The organism is Mesorhizobium sp. M7A.F.Ca.CA.001.08.2.1 (genome assembly GCF_003998455.1).
GTDB lineage: Bacteria > Pseudomonadota > Alphaproteobacteria > Rhizobiales > Rhizobiaceae > Mesorhizobium > Mesorhizobium ciceri.
In genome coordinates, this window is sequence record NZ_RZPW01000041.1 from 1 (window position 1) to 16,156 (window position 16,156).

At 59.9% G+C, this 16,156-nt stretch carries 14 protein-coding genes, 1 tRNA gene and 1 pseudogene; 6 read left to right on the forward strand and 10 right to left on the reverse strand.

Annotated features, from left to right (window positions below):
- Together EN914_RS04600 and EN914_RS04605 are read right to left on the reverse strand one after the other, a co-directional pair.
- Window positions 1–1,190 (reverse strand): TadG family pilus assembly protein (locus EN914_RS04600; RefSeq protein ID WP_127389013.1); only part of this gene is annotated, 1,190 nt, incomplete at its 3' end.
- Window positions 1,191–1,604 (reverse strand): TadE family protein, encoded by a 414-nt coding sequence (locus tag EN914_RS04605; protein ID WP_174564973.1) that lies wholly within the window; start codon window positions 1,602–1,604, stop codon window positions 1,191–1,193. It lies immediately after the preceding gene.
- A 412-nt stretch (window positions 1,605–2,016) separates the two neighbouring features.
- Between EN914_RS04605 and EN914_RS04610 the strand changes: the two genes are divergently transcribed.
- The 4 genes from EN914_RS04610 to EN914_RS04625 all read left to right on the forward strand — a co-directional run bounded on the left by EN914_RS04610 (window position 2,017) and on the right by EN914_RS04625 (window position 7,481).
- Window positions 2,017–3,609 (forward strand): peptide ABC transporter substrate-binding protein, encoded by a 1,593-nt coding sequence (locus EN914_RS04610; RefSeq protein ID WP_013532692.1) that lies wholly within the window; start codon window positions 2,017–2,019, stop codon window positions 3,607–3,609.
- Between the two features lie 164 nt (window positions 3,610–3,773).
- Window positions 3,774–4,697: an ABC transporter permease subunit gene (locus EN914_RS04615; RefSeq protein WP_013532691.1), complete on the forward strand. Its 924-nt coding sequence runs from the start codon at window positions 3,774–3,776 to the stop codon at window positions 4,695–4,697.
- On the forward strand, window positions 4,690–5,814 hold the full coding sequence (locus EN914_RS04620) for an ABC transporter permease (RefSeq protein WP_013532690.1): 1,125 nt from the start codon (window positions 4,690–4,692) through the stop codon (window positions 5,812–5,814). Before EN914_RS04615 ends, EN914_RS04620 begins: the two co-directional genes overlap by 8 nt.
- Window positions 5,815–5,861: 47 nt before the next feature.
- Window positions 5,862–7,481, forward strand: coding sequence for an ABC transporter ATP-binding protein (locus EN914_RS04625; RefSeq protein ID WP_024503702.1), 1,620 nt, complete (start codon window positions 5,862–5,864; stop codon window positions 7,479–7,481).
- Between the two features lie 33 nt (window positions 7,482–7,514).
- On the opposite strand, the gene EN914_RS04630 is transcribed toward EN914_RS04625, so the two are convergent.
- The 5 genes from EN914_RS04630 to EN914_RS04650 all read right to left on the reverse strand — a co-directional run bounded on the left by EN914_RS04630 (window position 7,515) and on the right by EN914_RS04650 (window position 9,858).
- Window positions 7,515–7,859 (reverse strand): hypothetical protein, encoded by a 345-nt coding sequence (locus tag EN914_RS04630; RefSeq protein WP_024503703.1) that lies wholly within the window; start codon window positions 7,857–7,859, stop codon window positions 7,515–7,517.
- Between the two features lie 222 nt (window positions 7,860–8,081).
- A complete protein-coding gene (locus EN914_RS39075) occupies window positions 8,082–8,522 on the reverse strand; it encodes a hypothetical protein (RefSeq protein WP_024503704.1) in 441 nt (146 codons plus the stop codon).
- A 6-nt stretch (window positions 8,523–8,528) separates the two neighbouring features.
- Window positions 8,529–8,744 (reverse strand): hypothetical protein, encoded by a 216-nt coding sequence (locus tag EN914_RS04640; protein ID WP_024503705.1) that lies wholly within the window; start codon window positions 8,742–8,744, stop codon window positions 8,529–8,531.
- 207 nt (window positions 8,745–8,951) lie between these two features.
- A complete protein-coding gene (locus EN914_RS04645; protein WP_024503706.1) occupies window positions 8,952–9,242 on the reverse strand; it encodes a hypothetical protein in 291 nt (96 codons plus the stop codon).
- A gap of 539 nt (window positions 9,243–9,781) precedes the next feature.
- A tRNA-Pro gene (locus EN914_RS04650) sits at window positions 9,782–9,858 on the reverse strand.
- Between the two features lie 201 nt (window positions 9,859–10,059).
- Between EN914_RS04650 and EN914_RS04655 the strand changes: the two genes are divergently transcribed.
- Entirely contained in the window at window positions 10,060–11,580 is a 1,521-nt protein-coding gene (locus EN914_RS04655; RefSeq protein ID WP_127389014.1) for a phosphomannomutase/phosphoglucomutase, read from the forward strand.
- A 283-nt stretch (window positions 11,581–11,863) separates the two neighbouring features.
- Here EN914_RS04655 and EN914_RS40110 read toward each other — a convergent pair.
- From EN914_RS40110 to EN914_RS04675, 3 genes and pseudogenes are all read right to left on the reverse strand, one after another.
- Window positions 11,864–12,006, reverse strand: a pseudogene (locus EN914_RS40110) (ATP-dependent DNA ligase); the annotation flags it as partial.
- Window positions 12,007–12,501: 495 nt separating this feature from the next.
- Window positions 12,502–13,260 (reverse strand): response regulator transcription factor, encoded by a 759-nt coding sequence (locus tag EN914_RS04670; RefSeq protein ID WP_063174058.1) that lies wholly within the window; start codon window positions 13,258–13,260, stop codon window positions 12,502–12,504.
- Window positions 13,261–13,950: 690 nt separating this feature from the next.
- Entirely contained in the window at window positions 13,951–14,175 is a 225-nt protein-coding gene (locus EN914_RS04675; protein WP_024505842.1) for a hypothetical protein, read from the reverse strand.
- 1,252 nt (window positions 14,176–15,427) lie between these two features.
- Between EN914_RS04675 and EN914_RS40115 the strand changes: the two genes are divergently transcribed.
- Window positions 15,428–15,850: a helix-turn-helix transcriptional regulator gene (locus EN914_RS40115; RefSeq protein ID WP_127218896.1), complete on the forward strand. Its 423-nt coding sequence runs from the start codon at window positions 15,428–15,430 to the stop codon at window positions 15,848–15,850.
- Window positions 15,851–16,156 lie beyond the last annotated feature (306 nt).

Below are 16,156 nucleotides of genomic sequence, written 5' to 3' on the forward strand. Positions count from 1 at the left end.
TCGACATTCAGCGGCAGCTTGACCGACAGCAGGCTGATACCGCCGCCCAGGTTTGGGTTGCCGACGCCGACCGTGACAAGCAGCTTGATGCGCGTTTGCGCGGTGCGAACCACGGTGCCGGCTTCTCCAACCGCCAGCCATGGCGAGGATTGCGGTGGTTCGCCGATGGCGATGGCGAGCGTGGTCGACAGCACCCCGGGAATGGTGGCTCCGAGGGCGACGTCGACCTGTTTTGAACCGTTTGCCAGTCCGGCGGCGGCCGTCAGCATTCCCAAGGCGCTGGCGTCGACGCCGAGGCCGGCGGGCCTTTGGCCGAGGCCCAACTTGCCGACGGAGCCGAGATCGACCAGATGACTGAGCGGGATCTGGACCGTGCTGGTCGACTTGGACGCGATCGTCTGCAGGGCGGCCTTGGCCGTGTTGCCAAGCCCGGGCACATTGGCCATGGCCGTGGCGATCTGGCCGACGGTCGCCTTCGATGCCAGCACATCCGAATACGAGACGCCAGTTAGGTTTAGCTGTGTGGCAAGGCCGTCCACGAAGGAGAGCACGCTCACATCCGCGGAGATCAGCGCGTTGTAGTCCATGACACTGAGCGAGATGTTGCTGCCGAGCAGTCCGCCGAGAAGCGCGTTGAGGATACCGCCATCGAGGCTGGCGAGCCTCGATCCGACCGAGAACGTCGCCTGTGGCGTCATGCTGGCGGTGGCTTGGGTGCCGATGACGGGAGTGGGGATCAGCGAACTCGCGAAATAGCGGGCGGGGATCTTCTTCAGGGTGACGCGGACGGCATTGTAGGGGGTTATGCTGGCCTGGAAACGCTGGCCCACATTGGCCCCGGATGCCACATATCGCCCGGGCGTGACCGTCACGACGGTTTTGCCGACCGCCGGCTCGATCGTCTGTCCCGAGCTTTGAACGACAACCCCTGGCATGCCGTTGTCGGTCAGCGTGGTAACGACCGCTGCATTGACATTGGTCATGTTCGAGGCGGCGGTGATCGCCGCCAGATCCACCATTGCCTGCGCTTCGCGGCGCTCGGTGTAGATCGAGGCTTCGTCGATGGCCACTGCGGCCAGCGCCAGCGCCACCGGCGCGCTCAATGCCGCCATGACGGTGAAGTTCGCTTTCCTGTCACTCAGCATCAACCGGGCAAGCCGACCGATCCCATTGCACGCATGCAGCAGCATTCAAATGCCCCCGACCCTGATCGTTGACTGGCGCCTGATCGTGGTCCCAGGCATGGCTATGCCCGGGAAAAGGTTCCAGATCGGCAGGTTGCGGGCGTCGTATTGTATGGACACCACGAACTGGCTTCCATCGGCCGAGCTGTCGTTGGCCTGGTAGGTCAACTTGCTGACATCCACGAAGGGATATCCGCCGGCATTGTTGGTGACGAAGCTGGCTACGAGCGTTTGACGTTCGGTTTGGTTCAACCCGGCAATTGCCGTGCGGGCGGCATCCGCTGCGATCTGCTGGATCGAGTTGGCGGCGCCGAAGTATATACCGTATGCAACCATTCCGAGTAGAAGAAGAATGAAAATCGGTGAAAGTAAGGCAAACTCAACCGCAGAGGTACCGCGCTCTTCTTGAAATTTCCGCATTAGTTGACGGATTTTGGGCAATTTACTTGCTCCGTTACTCATAGCCGCCGCGCGTCTGAAGCTCGAACCGTATAGAAGGTACTCGTAATGTAACCTCAGGTTGCTTAAGAACGCATTAAGACATTCCGGCAAACTGGCATGGCTCCCGATTCGCGGTGAAAAATAGCGTCGAGGTGAAGAAACCAAGTCAAGCTTTTGGTTTCGGCTGGTGTTTCAGCGGCCACACCATAGCTTTCGTCCGCCTTACTTTGGGTGACCCAGAGAGTCTGTTGAAATAAAAATTCTCCGCGTTAGTGTCTGGACACGAGCCGCAGGACGGGAACCAGCGGCGCGCTCAAAGGGGTCAGATATCGGCTCCAGGGCGTCAACACTTAATAGGCGCGCCAACGGCAGCGCCGACAGGGAGAACTTCATGCTGAAAAACATGCTGAAGGCGACTGTGTTCGCCACGACGATGACGCTGGCCGCCGGGACGTTCTACACGCAGGCCTTTGCCGAGACCGTCTATAACAGGGGCACCGCCGCTGAATCGGAGTCGGTCGATCCGCACAAGACCTCGACGGTTTACGAAGCCAATGTCCTGCGCGACCTGTTCCAGGGCTTGGTCATGCAGGACCAGAAGGCCAATCTCATTCCTGGTGCCGCCGAGAGCTGGACGGTTTCGGACGACGGAACCGTCTATACGTTCAAGCTGCGCAAGGACGGCATGTGGTCGGATGGCAGCCCGGTTACGGCGGACGATTTCGTCTATGCCTTCCACCGGCTGGAGGATCCGGCGACCGGCGCCGAATACGCCTCGATGCTGTATCCGGTAAAGGGTGCGGAGGACGTCAACACCAAGAAGGGCAAGCCTGAGGACATGGGCGTCAAGGCGATTGACGCAAATACGCTGGAGGTCACGCTGAAGGCGCCGACGCCCTACTTCCTGGAGATGCTGACCCACCAGGCGACCTATCCGGTGAGCAAGGCCTCCATCGAAAAGCTCGGCGCCGATTGGATCAAGCCCGGCAATCTCGTTTCGAACGGCGCCTATACGCTGGCCGAATGGGTTCCCAACGATCATATGAAGCTGGTCAAGAACCCGAAATTCTGGGATGCGGCGACCGTCAAGTTCGACGTCGTCAACTACATCCCGACCGAGGACCGCTCTTCGGCGATGAAGCGCTTCGAGGCAGGCGAACTGGACAGCTACGACGACCTTCCGACTGAACAGCTCGCCGATCTCAAGACCAAGTTTGGCGACCAGATCCACGTTGGACCGTATCTCGGCACCTATTATTATGCGATCAAGACCGACAAGGCGCCGTGGGATAATGTAGAGCTGCGCAATGCCATCTCGATGGCGATCGACCGCGACTTCCTCGCCGAAAAAGTCTGGCAGAACTCGATGCTGCCCGGCTATTCAATGGTGCCTCCCGGCATCGAAGGCTACACGCCGGCAATGGCCAAATATGCGGACATGCCGCAGATCGACCGCGAGGATGCGGCCAAGAAGATCCTCGAGAAACTCGGCTATACGCCCGAAAAGCCGCTGAAGATGGAAATCCGCTATAACACGTCGGAAAACCACAAGAACACTGCGGTGGCGATCCAGGAACAGCTGAAGCCGCTTGGCGTCGACGTCACGCTGCTCAACACCGACACCAAGACCCACTACTCCTTCCTCGAGCAGAAGGGCAACTATGATCTGGCACGTGCCGCCTGGATCGCCGACTACAAGGATCCGGAAACCTTCCTCGGCATCTCGCGCAAAGCCAGCGGCAACAATTATTCGGACTACAACAGCCCGGCCTATGAAGCGGCCATGGACAAGGCGGCCGCCGCCGGCGGCAACCCCGAACAGCGCATGAAGGAACTGGCCGACGCCGAACGCATCCTGGTCGACGACGTCGGCCAGATACCGCTCCTCTATTACAGCTACCACGATATCGTCTCCTCGAAGCTGCATGGCTTCGTCGACAACGTGATGGACGTGCATCCGTCGCGCTTCGTCAGCAAGGACTAACCCTGGCCAAGCCACCGCGCCCTCCAGGCGCGGTGGCGATGGTTTGCCATCGCATCGGCCCGGGTACCGGAATTCGATTTCGGCAAATGTCGGTGCGAAGATTTGAAAGCTGGAGCGCGGCCGTCCAACTGGACGCGCGCGGCTCTGGATCAAGCGGGGCACCGATGCTGCGATACGTATTACGGCGGCTTCTGACCGCCATTCCAACGCTGTTCGTCATCGTGACAATGGCGTTTTTCCTGATGCGCGTCGCGCCGGGCGGTCCATTCAACCAGGAGCGGGGGCTCAGTCCCGAGATCAGGGCCAATCTCGAAGCCCAGTTCGGCCTCAACGACCCGCTCTGGCTGCAATTCGTCCACTATCTCGGCAATCTGTTGCGCGGCAATTTCGGCCCGAGCTACAACATGCCGGATTTCACCGTCACCGAACTGTTCGCCAAGGGGCTGCCGATTTCGGTTCAGCTCGGCGCCTCGGCGCTCGTCCTGGCGCTGCTGCTCGGTTCCGTGCTCGGCACCATTGCGGCGCTCAATCAGAACAAGCTTGGCGACTATACGGTGATCGCGCTGGCGACGGCCGGCAGCACCATCCCAACCTTCGTCATCGCGCCGGTGATCCAACTCCTGTTCGGGCTGACCTGGAGGCTGCTGCCGATCGGTGGGTGGGGCGATGGCGCTTTCATCAACAAGGTCGGTCCGGTGCTGACGCTCGCCCTGCCGCAGATCGCCATCGTCGCCCGGCTGATGCGTGGCTCGATGATCGAATCCTTGCGGTCCCACCACATCCGCACGGCGCGCGCGCTGGGCCTGTCCGACTGGTCGGTGGTGGTCAAGCACGCGTTGCGCGGCGCCATCCTGCCGATCGTCTCCTTCACCGGTCCGGCGGCGGCGGCACTGCTGACCGGCTCGGTCATCGTCGAGACGATCTTCTCCATCCCAGGCGTCGGCCGCTATTTCGTCGATGCCGCGCTCAATCGTGACTACACGCTGGTGATGGGAACGGTGGTGGTGATCGCCATCTTTACCATTGTCTTCAACCTGATCGTCGACGTCATGTACGCGGTCGTCGATCCGAGAGTGCGCTATGACTGACATCGCGGCCACAGTCGCCCCCACCGTCATCGGCCGTTCGCTCTGGGGGGATGCCTGGGCGCGGCTCAAGGCCAATCGCGCCGCCATGTTCAGCCTGTATTACCTTGCCCTGATCGGGGTCGTCAGCGTGTTCGGGCCGTGGTTCGTGCCGCATCAATACACCACCATTTATGCCGACTATGTGCGCATGCCGCCAAGCCTGTCAGCCTATCCGAAGGCCGACATGATCGAGACGGCGCTCACCGAAGCGATCAAGCGCATGCGGGTCGACATCAAGGAATGGCGGCAGGAAGGCAACCAGGTCTTCGTCACCGTCAAGTCGACCAGGCCGATCGACGATCGCAACATCCGCTATCTGGACCGATCCGATGCCTTTGACGACACCAAGATCGAGAGCAAGTCGCCGGACGGTCTCGAAGTGACGATGAGCGCCTCGATCAAGCAGCAATATTTCCTGTTCGGCACCGACAACACCGGACGGGACCTGTTGTCGCGCACGCTGATGGCCGGGCGTATATCGCTGGCCATCGGCCTGCTCGCGGGCGTCGTGGCGGTGGTCATCGGCGTGGTCTACGGGGCCGCTGCCGGTTTTGCCGGAGGCAAGGTCGACGAGGTGATGATGCGCATCGTCGACGTGCTCTATTCCTTGCCCTTCATCTTCTTCGTCATCATGCTGGTGGTGTTCTTCGGCCGCAACTTCGTGCTGATGTTCCTGGCCGTCGGCGCCGTGCTGTGGCTCGACATGGCGCGCATCGTGCGTGGCCAGGCACTGTCGATCCGCCGCCAGGAATATGTCCAGGCGGCGGAAGCCATGGGCGTCGGCCAGCGCGGCATCCTGCTGCGCCACGTCATCCCCAACCTGCTCGGCCCGGTGGTCATCTACATGACGCTGCTGGTGCCGCAGGTGATCATCCTGGAAAGCTTCCTATCGTTTCTCGGCCTCGGCGTGCAGGAGCCGATGACCAGCTGGGGCGTTCTGATCTCGGTCGGCGCCAAGAACATCGGCACCGCCAACTGGCTGCTCCTGTTCCCCGCCTTCTTCCTCGTCTCGACGCTGTTTGCGCTGAACTTCGTCGGCGACGGCCTGCGCGACGCACTCGACCCGAGGGATCGCTAAGATGGGGATCGCTAAGATGCCGATCGATAAAGAGGGGGACCGCTGAGATGGCTGCTTCCGAAACGATCCTCAGCGTCAAGGATTTGCGTGTCCGCTTCCGCACGCTCGACGGCGCCGTCGAGGCGGTCAAGGGCATAAACATCCATGTCAAATCGGGCGAGACCGTTGCCGTGGTCGGCGAATCCGGCTCCGGCAAAAGCCAGACGATGATGGCGGCGATGAGCCTGCTGGCGTCGAATGGCGAAGCGACAGGCAGCGTCGACTATCGTGGCCGCAATCTTCTAACGCTCAGCAAATCCGAGCTCAACAAGGTCCGTGGCCGCAAGATCAGCATGATCTTCCAGGAGCCGATGACTTCGCTCGATCCGCTCTATTCGATCGGCAACCAGTTGATCGAACCGATCCGCCGGCATCGGGGCCTGAATGTCGCGGAGGCGCGTGAAGAAGCGCTCAAACTGCTGCGGCTGGTGCATATTCCCGATCCCGAGCGGCGGATGAAATCCTATCCGCACGAAATGTCGGGTGGCCAGCGCCAGCGTGTGATGATCGCGATGGCGCTCGCCAACGACCCTGACATATTGATCGCCGACGAGCCGACGACAGCGCTCGACGTGACCATACAGGCGCAGATCCTGATGCTTCTGGCCGAATTGCAGCGCAAGCTCGGCATGGCGATCGTCTTCATTACCCACGATCTTGGCATCGTCCGCCGCTTTGCCGATCGGCTCTATGTCATGCGCCAGGGCGAGGTTGTCGAGGAGGGGGAGGCGGAGGCCATCTTCGTCAACCCACAGCATGCCTACACGAAAATGCTGCTGGCGGCCGAGCCGACCGGCAGCAAGGCGTCGCCGCCCGCCAACGCCCCAGTGCTGCTCGAAGGCAGGAATGTCGAAGTGACGTTCAGGATCGGCGGCGGGTTTCTTGCTGGCGAACCGCTGATGCTGCGTGCAGTCGATCACATCTCGATCCGGCTGCAGCGCAACCAGACCATCGGCATCGTTGGTGAATCCGGCTCGGGCAAGTCGACGCTTGGCCGCGCCTTGCTGCGGCTGTTGCCGAGTGACGGGCTCATCCGTTTCGGCGATCGCGACATTTCCCAAGCCGACAGGCAGGCGATGCGGCCGCTGCGGCGCCAGATGCAGCTCGTCTTCCAGGACCCGTTCGGCTCGTTGTCGCCGCGCATGACTGTCGGCCAGGTCATCACCGAAGGACTTCTGGTGCATGAGCCTGACCTTTCGGGCAAGCAGCGTGATCAACGCGCGGTCGAGGCATTGCGCGAGGTCGGCCTCGACCCCAACGCCCGCAACCGCTACCCGCACGAATTCTCCGGCGGTCAGCGGCAGCGCATCGCCATTGCCCGCGCCATGATCCTGAAGCCCAAGCTGGTGGTATTGGATGAGCCGACTTCGGCGCTCGATCGCTCTGTGCAGAAACAGATCGTCGAACTGCTGCGCAAGCTGCAGGCGGACCACGAATTGTCCTATCTCTTCATCAGCCACGATCTGTCGGTCGTGCGCGCCATGGCCGACTACATCATCGTCATGAAACAGGGCAAGATCGTCGAGGAAGGGCCGACCGAGGCGATCTTCAGCAATCCGCAGCACGCCTACACACAGACGCTGATGGCCGCCGCGATCGACGTGACGCGATTTCGCCTGAGCGCCTGAACCGGGCTCTGCACCGAGGCGTTGGCTGTCCGCTCAACTCGCGGACCTCTGGCACTTGCGCGCTCGCACGGCGGCAATGGCATCCTGTTGCTGCTTAAGCCGGTCGATCCTGGCTGTTTCACGGTTGGCTACCGCGGTCTTCACGCGTGAGCCGCCGAGCAGCCAGCGTGGAACATTGGTGTTGGTGACCTTGCCGCGCGTGATTGCCGTTTGCGAGATGTCACGGGCGACGTCTCCCATCGCGCTGTTGAGGTCGGTGCACGTCATTGAATCGTATTTCGCTGGATCGACGGTTCTGCCGAGCGATGAACAGCCAGCGACGAGAACCAGCGTCATCACAAGAATCAAGGGCGGGGCTGTGGTTGAATTCAAATTCATGTCGCACTCGGCCCGCCGTTTCACTCATTCCATCAGGTCCATCGACCCTAGAGCCGACGGGCCTTTTCGTCAAAATATGCGGCCGCGAAGGAACCTGCCACAGGGTTCGGCCATGCGGCCGACGGCAGGGACATCCCCAGTCTGAATTGCTATTTGCCGAGTGTGGAGTTCAATCGCTGGCGAACGGAGAGTGCCGGTTCCGGCGACGTCGAGGCGGCTTTCCTAAGCTGCTTCGGCCACCAACGTCGACGGGGGACCGCCGAGCACTGTCTGAGCGATCTCGGCGTCATTTTCATCGACATGCGCCGTCACCAGGACGACGCCCTCGGCCACGTCCTGATCATCCGCCTTCATGGCGCGCAGGGCGAATGTTCCAAACAGACCGCCGGCAACGCCGCCACAGACCGCGCCAGCCACCGCTGTTGGCAATACGCTCGCAGCAACAGGATTGATACCAACTGCCGCAACGGCGCTCAGACATGCCAACCCGCCGGCGGCAGCGCCCAGTACCGATCCCAAAGCGGAAACCCAAACAGATCCTGTCTCGTCATTGTAAGGCCCGATGATCGCGATCTGTACGCGAGGAATTCCGGCCGCCACCAGGTTGCTAGCGACCCGCGTCGCATCGGCGTGGGAATCAAAAAGTCTGCTAATCGTCGGCATGGTCGCTTAACGCTTCGGGCTGTTCAGCAGCGTGTCGGTGAGGAATGACGCGGCAATCAGGTCGTCAACCTCGATTCGGCCCTCGCCGCCCTCCATGATGGCCGCGACCTTCTGGAAGGTCTTCATCTCGTCTTCGGTAATCTGGGCTTGCTGCATCCTGGCCTTGATCTCTGTTACTCGCGTGCTCAGGGCATCGGATCGTTTGGTCTCACGGTTCGACATGCTGCTGCTCTTGGTTTCATCGATCATTTTTGCCCGCCACCCCGAATTTGGGGCAAGCGCATGCGTTTCCAACCTGGACTTCGGTCGGGCAGGGGTCAGACCTAAGTCTGGCTAGGGGCAATTGTCTTGCCGACGGTGCTGCCAAAAGCATGATCAAAGGGCTTCTCGTGGCCCGATTCCTTCAAGAATCGGGCCGGAGATCTGTGGTCAGTACCCGTCGTTCTCGATCACCACGGGATGGTGCCGATGGTGGTGGCGATGGGTGGAGACGGAACCTGTCACGACAACGGTATCGCGGTGATGATGCCGGCGCCCATGGTCGTAGAACGCCACAGTACCATGGCGGCGGTGGTGCAAGCGCTGACCGTCTTCGTTGATGATCTTGACGCTGCCGTGATGTCGATGATGGGTTCTAACAACCACATCGGCTTCGGCTGCCGAAGCCACGACGGGCAGTCCAATGGAAAGCGCCAACGCGCACATGATCATTGTTTTCATTGCAATTTCTCCGTTTTCTTAATTAGCCCTTCATTGGATTAACTGCCCCTGATCGCTTTGGTTCCGGTGGTCCGGTATCGGCCCGAACGTTCACTGTCACCGCCGGATCTCGTCAACGACGGAACATTAGACGTGCCTGATGGTTTTATTTCTCGCAGCCGGGATCACGATTTGGTGTCTGCTGCGGATCAGTCGGCAAAGACTGGTCGGCCCGCGTTCTCCGCAAGAGGCGCGGGCTTCCCCCAGGCAACAGGAGAGAGATCATGAACAATATCATTTGGCTCGTTGGAGCTGTGGTCATCGTGATAGCGATCTTGAGCTTTTTTGGCCTCCGCTAGCCGGACGCGCGTACCAGTTGAGATGTTTTCCGGAATCTGTCCGCGAGCGCACGCACGAAGGCATCAGGCGGCCGGTTGAGACCGTCTGGTTGCTGTCCAGTGCAACAGGCATCGCTGTCGGCCGGCGGGGAGGCGCGAGTAATCTCGCTTGAGGGGCAGGTGGAGCGCCGAAGTCGGGATGCGCTAACTCTTTGTTTTTTCTGGTCGGAGTGGCAGGATTTGAACCTGCGACCCCCTCGTCCCGAACGAGGTGCGCTACCAGGCTGCGCTACACTCCGTGACCAGACCGCGGGCTTATAGCCGCCACACTTCGTTCCTGCAAGCGGCATGGCAGCACTTCTGTCGCATTTCATCGGCTTTCGTCGAGCATAGCCCGAAAGGCTCGGATTCCCTCCTGGGATAAACGTGGCTTAAAGCCTTCTGTGCTAAGCCGCAGTCCTCGACAACTCGTAATTTCCGCCACTCGGAGTTTTCCAGTCTTGTCCTTCAGCATCGTTGGCGACGCCCGGCCCAACAGTTTCGAGTTCGAAACCGAAGCGCTGATCAAGCCATCCGGCTTTCGAGAATATGATGCGCGCTGGTGGTTTGGCCATCCCGGCTCCGCGCAACTGCCGGAGCTCAATCTGATTGGCGTCCAGGCGCTCGGAATGGGGCTTGGCACGCTGATCCGCCGTGTCGGTGCCGGTCCCGATATCGTCACCGGGCACGATTTCCGCTCCTATTCGCTTGGCATCAAGCTGGCGCTGGTGTCTGGTTTGATGGCTGCGGGCGCTCGGGTGAGGGACATCGGACTGGCGTTGTCGCCGATGGCCTATTTCGCCCAGTTCGCACTGGACGTGCCTTCGGTCGCTATGGTCACCGCCTCGCATAACGAGAATGGCTGGACCGGGGTCAAGATGGGCGCGGCGCGGCCGCTGACTTTCGGGCCGGAAGAGATGAGCGCGCTGAAGCAGATTGTAATGGCCGGCGATTTCGACCTTGTCGGCGGCGGGTCTTATGATTTCGTTCCCAATTTTCGCGAAACGTATCTCGACGATCTGACCCGGGGCAAGCGCATCTCGAAAAAGCTCAAGGTCGTGGCCGCTTGCGGCAATGGCACCGCCGGCGCCTTTGCGCCTGAAGCGCTGGAACGGATCGGCTGTGAAGTGATCCCGCTCGATGTCGAACTCGACCACACCTTTCCGCGCTACAATCCCAATCCCGAGGATATGCAGATGCTGCATGCCATCAGGGACAAGGTGCTTGAGACTGGAGCCGATGTCGGCCTTGGCTTCGACGGTGACGGCGACCGCTGCGGCGTCGTCGACAATGAGGGCAATGAGATTTTTGCCGACAAGGTCGGTGTGATGCTGGCGCGCGATATCTCCAGCCAGCATCCGGGCTCGACCTTCGTCGTCGACGTCAAGTCGACCGGCCTGTTCAACACAGACAGCGTGCTGCGCGCCAACAGCGCCATCACCGACTACTGGAAGACCGGCCACTCCTACATCAAGCGCCGCGTCGCCGAGCTTGGCGCCGTCGCCGGTTTCGAAAAGTCGGGCCATTTCTTCTTCAATCCGCCGATCGGGCGCGGATATGACGATGGGCTGGTCACCGCCATCGCCATCTGCCAGATGCTGGATCGCAGCTCCGGCAGCTCGATGGCCGATCTCTACCGCGCGCTGCCGCTGACCTTTGGCACGCCGACCATGTCGCCGCACTGCGCGGACGATGTGAAGTATGGCGTCGTCGCGCGGGTGGTTGCCGACTTTCAGTCCATGAAGCGGGATGGAACGGTTTTTGCGGGCCAGAAGATCGCCGACCTCATCACCGTCAACGGCGTGCGCGTTGTCGCCGAAGACGGCACCTGGGGACTGGTGCGCGCCTCTTCGAACAAGCCGGAACTGGTCGTGGTCGTCGAAAGCCCGGTGTCGTCGCAGCGTCGACGGGAGATGTTCGAGGCTGTCGACACCGTGCTGCGCCGCAGCCCCGAGGTGGGCGCCTACAACCAGACATTCTGAGTATCCTTAGGCCGCCGGCTGACAGCCGCACGTCTGCCTGATCGATCACACCCCAACGCGCGCGCTGTTGGAGCTCGCGGCGTCAAAAGTACCGTTGTGGGTCACCTGCGCTTCGCCCAGTAATTGCAGGACCCATCCCGGCGTCCGAGTGAACCTTGGTGGCCGCTGGGATACGCATCATGATCGGAGACGCGCCGCTCGGCTGCAACAGGTGCAAACTTCCCCTGTCGGTGATGAGACCCAAGGATCAGTCGCTTGACCTGTCCTGGTTGTGGCGCGCTCTTCTCGTCAACAGGCGGATGCCATCTTCATCCATGATGAGCTGAGTGCGATACCCGTCGAATTTGATCTCGTGAATCCAGTCGCCCCGCTCGGGCGGGTGTCGACAAGCTCCGGCTCAATAGGTGGGATGAACTTCAAACGCATGAACTGCCTCGCAAGACTGCGATTCAATATAGCGTGCGCTAAAAAATGGTTCCGGACCATTTTAGACGAATTGAATGTTTGATAGCCATGGCGAATCCGACCTTGGACCACCAATCCCCGGCAAGCTGCACGGTGGCCAGCCAGCCCACGAGACGACAATTTCCATACCTGCCCGATTTGCGGTCAGCAGGTCGACATGCGCGACCTGCGCCGTCATTTGGCACGAACGGCCGAGGCACAGACCGCTGCTGCTGTTGGTTGATCAGGCGAGAATGCCGCTCGAACGGGGCGGCGTTTCGTTGCCCCGGACCCCTCCGACTGCCTCTTCTCAAAAGCTGTTCCATTGCGCGGAGCAAAGTCACGATTCAGAAGGGAGTCTCGCGTGGCATCGGTCGTGCGGCAACGCGAAATCCATCGACCTTCATTCAAATGTTCTGTTGACAAAAAACACGACCCGCCAGCACTAAACCAGGACGGGCCGTCTTGTTGATGCGATCACTCTTGGCCCAGAGGTCCTTCCGCGAAGAGATCGTTCACCTTGTAGGCGACCTCCGTGCGGTTGGTCGCCTTCAATTTCTTCATGATGTTTCGGATGTGAACCTTCACAGTGCTTTCGCGAAGGTTCAGTTCGTGGGCGATGATCTTGTTCGCCTTGCCGCGTCGCAGTGCCTGGGCGACCTCTGCCTGCCTGAGCGTGAACATGCCCGTCAAGGGCCGGGCGTCGCAGTTGCCTGATTTTATCAGGTGCCGCATGGAAAGGACACTACTGGCCGGAACGAAGATGCCTCCGGCTGCAGCCAAGTTGATCGCCTCGACACACACATCGATCCCGACCGAAGTCGGAATGTAGCCGCGTGCGCCGCATTCGAGAGCCGTCAGCACCTGTGCAAGATCTTCGGTGTCGGCCAGGATGACCACCGGAACGGTCTTGAACTCGGACGAAATATGCCTGATTTCTTCTGCAATGCCGTGATCGGTGACCTTCCGGCCCCCGAGGTTGAAGAGTATGGTTGAAAGGGGAGAAGCCGAACCCTTCCTTATGCGCCACTCCTCGATCGAACCCATGGCGACGACCACCATGCCCAATTCATGATCCTCAAGCGCCGAAGCGAGACACTCGCGGTCCAAGGCCCTCCCGTCCAGCATGAGAAGGTATTGCTTACCTGCTTCTTGGTGGAGATTTTCTGTGCCGCTGGACGGAACTCTTGATCGATTTGACGAACCGTAACTGTGCAGTCCTGCTGTAGAAACCATACCGATACTCACCCTTCCCCAACGAAGGTACCTGTGGCGCCCGATAAGTGCCCTTTCTTAGAATTGGAAGTTTTGGTACCCGACCCCTTTTCCACGCTCAAGGCTGATTGCGAACCTCAAGCAACGTGGCTGCTGACATCTAAAGCAGCCTCGGGAGTGTAGGAGCTATTTATTAGCATTCTCTAACATAAGTTAATTTTTTCGGTAAATTTTTACGTTGAGAAGACGGGACTCCAAACCGGTTTGACCCGCGCGAGCGGCCCGAACTAAGGCGCATGCCCGTGCCGCACCAGGCTATAGATATCCTCGGTTACCGCGCACTGTGTTGGTTGCACGCGCTCTTGCGATTAATTCGGCGGGTCTCATACGATAGGCGGTGGTTGGGTTTGCTCGCACCTCCTGACAACGCTGCATCATACCTCCAAAAGCTTCGTTGACGATGTATACACCACGCTGAACACTGGATTGCCGGCGTCTGCTCGAGCTTACGCTGCCTGTCTGCGAACAAATGCGGAGACAGGATAGGGGAGCCACCGCCGCCCAACACCCCATGGCTCCCCTATCGCTCCGCATGGCGACCCACTTCCGAAATTTGATTTTGAACGGCAAGCACGATCCGCCTGCAGGGCATGGCTGACGTCGGCAGATGAAGCGGTTCATCGTGAGCCTTCGCCAGACAACGTCCGGGTCTCAGGCGGTCCCCAGGGGGTTTGCTTCGCATAGCTGCTGAAAATCGAGAACCGTCCCGTCAGTCTGGATCTCGGCTTCGAATGCCTCGATCAGCCGTTTGGCGGCTTTGCTGGCAATGTGCGAATCGGGGTAAGTTGCCTCCACAACGCGCGCGCGCTCGTAGACTTCCCTGAATTGCCTGACCTGCTTGGGACCGAATACGCGATGTACAACCTGAGTGGTCATACCGCTTCTCCTCCTGGTGGCGGAACTTGAATTAACCTGCCCGTTGTCAAGCGCGCGCATGATTTCATCATCGGCACAGGATTACAACTGAAAGCCCAACAAGCCTGCGCCGGTATTGTAAGATACCAATTTCCTTGGTCGAGGCGTTCTTTAGTAGCGTTCGCTCGATTGCGAGTTAGCCGTTTGCAGGAGGCAAGGTCGCATGGTGAAGATTGCCAGAACCGCTGACCAGCCTTCGTGACGCCTTGCTCGAAACAAAAAAGCCAGGAGGCTTTTGCCTACTCATCCCGATGCCGCCCAGGGACTACGCGAAGCTGGCGTCGTCATTGGCCATTCGGTGCTGATCGTGGTTGACATCGACCGGGAAGGAGATCTCAGCGGTTACGGCATCGCTCGCCCCCCTGTCGCAAGCAATCCTCATAATGATGGTGGTTGCTGGGCTACAGAGGGGGCCCGTATCCTTCAGAAAAGAGGGGCGAGCAACGATTTCGGGTCGGGGGCGCCGGTCACCCGTAGCACGAGGCCCATGGTTGCTACTCGATGCTCAGGCCTGCCACACGATTCATTTATGATCTTTCAAGGGGAACCAAGAGTGCTTGGGCAGAGCGATATCCAATCGGCTGGGGGCTCAACGAAGACCGGACGAAGCGACTGGCACTGTAGGTCGCGGATTTACGATTTTGGTAATCAATGGAGGCCATCAGAGGGAAGGGGAGGCGGTGTTGGTCATCGAACGACACTACATCGCACCGGGCAAGTCGATGTGTTGAAAGCTTCGGCCCGCCTGCGTCGGCGCCGAACAACGGAGGCTCGGTCGAAATGGGAAATAACCCATCCGCGCATCCCGTTGATACGCAATGCAATCATACCGTCAAAAGGGCTAACTCCGAAATGCGGTGGGGAGAACCCGCCACCTTAATCATAATGGAGGAGCCGACACTATCGACATGGCTGTGGTATTTTGTCTGCCGGGTCACGTAAAGGAGCGGTGAGTGGAACAGGTCACGACTTGCTGGGCCAGTCAGCTGGCGGAAGGACGCCTCAATGGTTTCGTGCCAATCCAACAACAGCGCTCAACGATGGCTGGACTTGAATCCGAGCGCGCCGAGAGGCATGCCAAGGCTTGTGGGTTGAGACGGCTTCGGTCCTACGCCCAGTGGCTCGTGCCAGATGATCTGGCCGTGTTCATTGAAGAGATCGATTGTTCCGCAGTCTTCGGGCGTGACGGCAAGTTGCTGGGGAAGAGGCATCTATGGTCTCGGACGGACTAAGGGCTAACGCCGCACGAGCGGCCGAATTTCTGGAGGTGCTGGGCAATGCGCGGCGGCTGCACATTTTGAGCTTGCTGCTCGACTATGAATTGCCGGATCGCAAAATTCGCGAACGGCTTAATATTAGCCGGACAGCCTCGTGGCACCACATAGCCAAGCTCCGGGAAGTTGGGCTCGTAAAAATCCGCCGGGACGGCCGGAATGTATATTTTTCCTCTGAAAATCGAGCGGTACGCGATCTGCTTTGCAAATGGAATGTTATGGTTGCTGTCCAGCAGTCTGGGCAAGCGGTTCCGCTCGGTGGCGGTGCCTTGGCGGTGACATGCCAGGATCTTGTGCACTCGGCCCCCGGTCTGGAAAACCGAGTTTGTCAAAGCGTCAGCGATTCCCGGAGGGACGAGTGATCATCCCCAGGAATCTCGATTAGACACCGTTGGATCGAGAAGATCACCCGCGCGATTGTTGCCACCCGCCGGTTTTCTCTGCGGCGTCAGCCCCCGGATCGCGAAACGGCTGACGCAACCCTGTGGATCGGCGAATGCCGCCGACTATGGTCGCGCTGACGACGCGCCCGATTGGACGTACTCCGACTTGCGCTATAAACACTCGGTATCCTGCTACTGCCTCAAGGCCGGCATAGAAATAAATCCTGCGGTCAGTCAGTTGCCAGCGGGTAGGTCAGGTGCGGTGCCACCCCTTAAAATATAGAC

Excerpts from the sequence above, each read along its gene's own strand:
- EN914_RS04645 (WP_024503706.1), bottom strand. The coding sequence starts at position 9,242 with ATGAAAACAATGATCATGTGCGCGTTGGCGCTTTCCATTGGACTGCCC.
- EN914_RS04625 (WP_024503702.1), top strand. The coding sequence starts at position 5,862 with ATGGCTGCTTCCGAAACGATCCTCAGCGTCAAGGATTTGCGTGTCCGC.
- EN914_RS04670 (WP_063174058.1), bottom strand. The coding sequence starts at position 13,260 with ATGGTTTCTACAGCAGGACTGCACAGTTACGGTTCGTCAAATCGATCA.
- EN914_RS04610 (WP_013532692.1), top strand. The coding sequence starts at position 2,017 with ATGCTGAAAAACATGCTGAAGGCGACTGTGTTCGCCACGACGATGACG.
- EN914_RS04640 (WP_024503705.1), bottom strand. The coding sequence starts at position 8,744 with ATGTCGAACCGTGAGACCAAACGATCCGATGCCCTGAGCACGCGAGTA.
- EN914_RS04630 (WP_024503703.1), bottom strand. The coding sequence starts at position 7,859 with ATGAATTTGAATTCAACCACAGCCCCGCCCTTGATTCTTGTGATGACG.
- EN914_RS40115 (WP_127218896.1), top strand. The coding sequence starts at position 15,428 with ATGGTCTCGGACGGACTAAGGGCTAACGCCGCACGAGCGGCCGAATTT.
- EN914_RS04620 (WP_013532690.1), top strand. The coding sequence starts at position 4,690 with ATGACTGACATCGCGGCCACAGTCGCCCCCACCGTCATCGGCCGTTCG.
- EN914_RS39075 (WP_024503704.1), bottom strand. The coding sequence starts at position 8,522 with ATGCCGACGATTAGCAGACTTTTTGATTCCCACGCCGATGCGACGCGG.
- EN914_RS04605 (WP_174564973.1), bottom strand. The coding sequence starts at position 1,604 with ATGCGGAAATTTCAAGAAGAGCGCGGTACCTCTGCGGTTGAGTTTGCC.
- EN914_RS04675 (WP_024505842.1), bottom strand. The coding sequence starts at position 14,175 with ATGACCACTCAGGTTGTACATCGCGTATTCGGTCCCAAGCAGGTCAGG.
- EN914_RS04615 (WP_013532691.1), top strand. The coding sequence starts at position 3,774 with ATGCTGCGATACGTATTACGGCGGCTTCTGACCGCCATTCCAACGCTG.